This is a genomic window from Spirillospora sp. NPDC049652 (genome assembly GCF_040675125.1).
In the GTDB taxonomy this organism is placed as follows: Bacteria; Actinomycetota; Actinomycetes; order Streptosporangiales; family Streptosporangiaceae; genus Spirillospora.
The window spans coordinates 1-4,152 of record NZ_JBFAOF010000662.1 but is presented as its reverse complement, the minus strand read 5'-3'; the positions used below and the strand labels follow the sequence as shown (position 1 = coordinate 4,152).

The window sequence follows — 4,152 nt, the reverse complement described above, 5'->3', positions numbered from 1 at the left end:
CGTGCGGCCGCCAGCAGGGCGAACGACGAGGCCACCGCGGCCACCGCGTTCCCCGCCACGAACACCAGCATCAGCGCGACGACCATCCGTCTGCGCCGCACGCGCCCCGCCACCAGCGAGAGCAGCGGACCACCCACCACCACGGTCGCCGCGAACACGCTCATCAGCAGCCCGGCGGTGGCCAGGGACACGCCCACCGAGCGGGCGATCTCCGGCAGCAGCCCGGCGATCATGATCTCCCCGGTCCCGAAGGTGAACGCGCACAGCGTCAGCACCGCGAGAGCCCGGGAGTGACTCCTGCTCCCCATGCCGCCCACCCTTGACCTTCACCCTGGCGTGAAGGTCAAGCCGGGCGAGCGGACCAGGCGGCAAGCGGCCGGCTGCCGGAACCGACCAGGTCTGTGAGGACGTGTGAACGTCGGCTCGTCCCTCGGGCGATGGTGGGATTCCGCGTCGGCGGATGCCTTCGCCGGTCGCCACACCGACTGACGCCCAGCCTCGTGGCGTCACGACATCATGAGCTCACGACGTCGTGACGCCACCACCCCGACGGCGGCCAGGTCGCGCTGACCCGACGGCGGCCGGGGCGCGCTGACTCGACGGCGGCCGGGGCGCGCTGACTCGACGGCGGCCGGGTCGTGCTGACCGGGCTTCGCCGGTTTCGCCAGGCGACCCACGCGCGCACAGGCGACCCCGGACGGGAGTGTGGGCGCCCGGATCATCAGCGCTGCGGAAGAGGCCCCAGGCTGTAAGCCAGAACGTATTCGACGGCATCGAAGTCACGTCTCTCGTCCGGGACAGCGGACTCTTCGGCTTCCCCTTCCGGCTGCTACGGGAGCGTTTGTCCGAGCCTCGTCGAGGCGGCGTTGTGCTTCGGAGTCAGGAACGGGTGACGGTGATGCTGTGGGTGGTGCGGCCGCGGTCGTTCCAGACGGACAGGATGCGGCGGGCCGGGTCCCAGCGGTGGGTTCGGTCGGTGGCCTTGACCTTGGGGGTGCCGGGGTAGACGTTCGCCGGAAGCCAGATCTCGGTGGGACCGGACGTGCCGGAGCCGGATCGCCAGGTGAAGGTGAAGGTCCCGGAACCGACGGAGATCTTGGTCGGAGTGCCGGCGACCGCCCGGGGGAAGGGACGTGCCAGGACCTTCCCGACCTGGGTCAGGGCGCCGTTGCGGTCGAGCGGTGCGAGGGTCTCGGACGAGCCCGCCCCTTGCGGGTCGTTCGACCAGTACGCCCAGCCGACCCGGAGGTCATCGGCCATGGTCAGCCAGTCGCGGGTGAAGTCCGCGGCTCCCGGCTGGGAGAAGCCCATGGCGCCGATCTCACCGACCCATAGCGGGGCGTTCAGTCGCTTGGCGGCGGCGGTCATGTTCTGGCGCCACAGCAGGAACTCTCCCTGCACGAGGGCTTTGAGCACCCCGGTGTAGCCACCGCCGATGTCGACTCCGCCCGGGTAGAAGTGGGCGGCGAGGACCATGCGCGAACTCGGGTCGGACAGGCGGCCGAGACCCGTGCCCGAGCGCCGCGCGGACTGGTGGGTGAGTTTGGTGAGCGCCGCGCGGAGCCGCGGGTCGCGAACCTGGCCGAGAGTGGTGCCGAGCCCTTCGTTGACGCCGAGCGCCTGCGGTTCGAGGAAGACCCACTTGTCGTGGTCCACCTGGCGGATGGCGTTCACGATGCGCTGGTAGAAGGGCGTGAGCACCGGTCCCTCGAAGGAGCCGAACTGCTTCGACCCGCCGAACGGCTCGTTCATCAGGTCGTACCCGAGCACGGCCGGGTCTTTGCTGAACCGCGCCGCGACGTGCTTCCACATCGCGACGTACCGCTGCATGAGCTCGGGATGCTTTCCGGTGTTGTTCCAGAAGTTGTCATAGGCGCGGAGCACGGCCGGCTGGAGGTAGGTGAGCACCCACGGGTCCTGCGGTGTGCAGGGGAGCCCGTCGGTGATGGTCGCCCAGGCCGGTGCGCCGTCACCCGCGCCCTTGCACGCCCAGGGGCCGTAGATGTCCTGGTGCATGTCGAGGACGACGTGGATGCCCTCCTGGCGGTACCAGGCGACGCGTTTCGCGACCTCGTCCAGGTAGCGCTCGTCGTAACGGCCGGGACTCGGTTCGATGTTCTTCCACTGGAGGACGTACCGGACGACGTTGCTGCCGAGGTTCTTCCGTTCGGCCACGACGTTGCGGCGCTCGATCCAGGGCAGGCCGGACGGCCCCTTGGCGTCCCCGGCGGTGTTGAGCCCGCGCAGCACGAGCGCCCGGCCCTGGTCGTCGGTGAGCTGGCGCAGCCCGTCGCCCTGGTCGGCCGACGCCGTCCCGGTGGGCAGGACGGTCGTGGACGCGGCGGTGAGCAGTGCGGTGAGGGTGATGCGGGCGACGGCGGTGACGACGGCACGAGGCACGGTGAGGCTCCCTGAGCAAGCGACCGACCAAACATGAAACTTCCTCGGAGGTTAGGGCGGCGGCGGTCCCGCTGTCCATGGCCCGAGGACTCCAGAATTCCGTGATCGTCACCCGCCGTGCCAGCGCGGTGCCGATCTGTGGATAACTCGCTCGCGATCACTCCGCGCCTCGGCCGCCCAGCCGGAGAACGGCCGCATGATCGGACCGCCCGGTGATGGCGGAACGCCCACGTCCACGACGTTCCGCGCTTGGAGCGCGCGAGGCAGAGGCCGCGGCTGCGGCTGCGCGCTCGGGAATCCGAGCGCGTCTCAGCCGTGCGAGTACGGGCCCGCTGGAGGCGGGACCGGAGCGGTCGCGACGGGGTACGGGCCCGAAGGAGCCCGATACGGTCCGGCCGGAGCGGGCGCGCCGACCGGGTACGGCCCCGCTCCGATAGGAGCTCCTGCGGTGGTCGGCCATCCGCCCGCCTGGGGGTGTGCCACAGGGACGGGATAGCCCTGCGGAACCCCAGGAGCACCGGGCATCGGCATGGGCCCGTTCGGCATCCACCCGTTCGGCGTCGGTCCGCACGGCATGGGTCCGTTCGGCATGGGCCCGTTCGGCATCGGCCCGTTCGCAGGTCCGCCGACAGGGACCGGGGGCGGAGCCAGCGGGTCGCGTGCCGCACGGCGCAGCCGCTGTTCGCGCTGGCGCGCGAGGCGTCGCTCCTCCCGGTGCCGCCGCTCCGCCAGAACCGCCGACAGGAGGATCTCCGGCCGGACGCCCGCGGGCGGCGGCGGGCCGACGAGCGCGAAGACCTCGCCGGTGATGCGCTCGCCCAGCGAGTCCCGGACCTCGGGCAGGAGCTCCCAGAACCGGGCGAGGTACTGCCGGGCCGTCATCGCGAGTTCGTCGGGCAGCCGGGACAGCTCCAGCGTCCGCGCCCAGCCCGCGAGGAACGGCGGCATCCAGGCCACCGGCCCGTACATGCCGGCGGCCGACACCCGCTCCTGGATGACCAGGGTTCCGGCGAACAGGTCGCCGAGGCGCTTGCCGCGCCGGTTGAACAGCGACGTGAGCAGGGCGGGCGCGCCGTAGAGCGTCCAGAACTCGATCACTCCGGCCAACGCGCGCACGAGGGCCTGCCGGAACCGGATGGGCCCGCCGTCGTCGGCCACGACGCGCAGCCCGACCGCGAGCTTGCCCAGCGTGCGCCCGCGCGAGAACGTCTCGAACGCGCACGGGTAGCCGACGACCACGAGCGCGATCACGAGGATCGACAGGCCGGCGACCCAGGCGCTGTCCGCGACCGTCCCCACCAGGCTGACCAGGGCGAGGGCGAAGTTCAGCGCCATGAGCTGGAGGAACAGGTCGAGCAGGAGCGCGCAGCCGCGGCTGGCCAGGCGCGCCACCCGCAGGTCGAGCGCGACGGCCTCACCGACGACGAGTTCCCCGTCCTGCACGGCACGCGCCACCATGACCTCACTTCGCGGGTACGCCGGACCTGACTTCCCGGATCACGGCAACATTCGTCATGTTTCGGACAGCCTAAGCGTTAGGCTCCCACGGATGGACGTCGATGCGTACGTGGCCGCGCATAACGCCGAATGGCAGCGGCTGGAGAAGCTGATCAACTCCTCCCGCAAGCGCACCGGCGCGGAGATCGACGAACTGGTCGAGCTGTACCAGCGGACCGCGACGCACCTCTCGGCGATCCGCTCCAGCGCGCCCGACCCGGCACTGGTCGCGCGCCTGTCCTCGCTCGTCGCGCG

At 71.3% G+C, this 4,152-nt stretch carries 3 protein-coding genes and 1 pseudogene; 1 reads left to right on the top strand and 3 read right to left on the bottom strand.

Annotated elements, in window-relative coordinates; all coding sequences use genetic code 11:
- From AB0J52_RS30125 to AB0J52_RS30115, 3 genes are all read right to left on the bottom strand, one after another.
- Positions 1-308: MFS transporter (locus tag AB0J52_RS30125; RefSeq protein WP_500186029.1), on the bottom strand; the 308-nt coding region annotated here is incomplete at its 3' end.
- Between the two features lie 571 nt (positions 309-879).
- Positions 880-2,400 (bottom strand): cellulase family glycosylhydrolase, encoded by a 1,521-nt coding sequence (locus AB0J52_RS30120; protein WP_500186028.1) that lies wholly within the window; start codon positions 2,398-2,400, stop codon positions 880-882.
- Between the two features lie 309 nt (positions 2,401-2,709).
- Positions 2,710-3,858, bottom strand: a complete 1,149-nt coding sequence (locus AB0J52_RS30115) for an RDD family protein (RefSeq protein WP_500186027.1) — start codon at positions 3,856-3,858, stop codon at positions 2,710-2,712.
- Positions 3,859-3,949: 91 nt separating this feature from the next.
- Here AB0J52_RS30115 and AB0J52_RS30110 point away from each other — a divergent pair.
- Positions 3,950-4,152: pseudogene (locus tag AB0J52_RS30110) on the top strand (stage II sporulation protein M); the annotation flags it as partial.

What these genes read in the sequence shown, in the direction of transcription:
- AB0J52_RS30115 (WP_500186027.1), bottom strand. Translation starts at nt 3,858, where the DNA reads ATGGTGGCGCGTGCCGTGCAGGACGGGGAACTCGTCGTCGGTGAGGCC.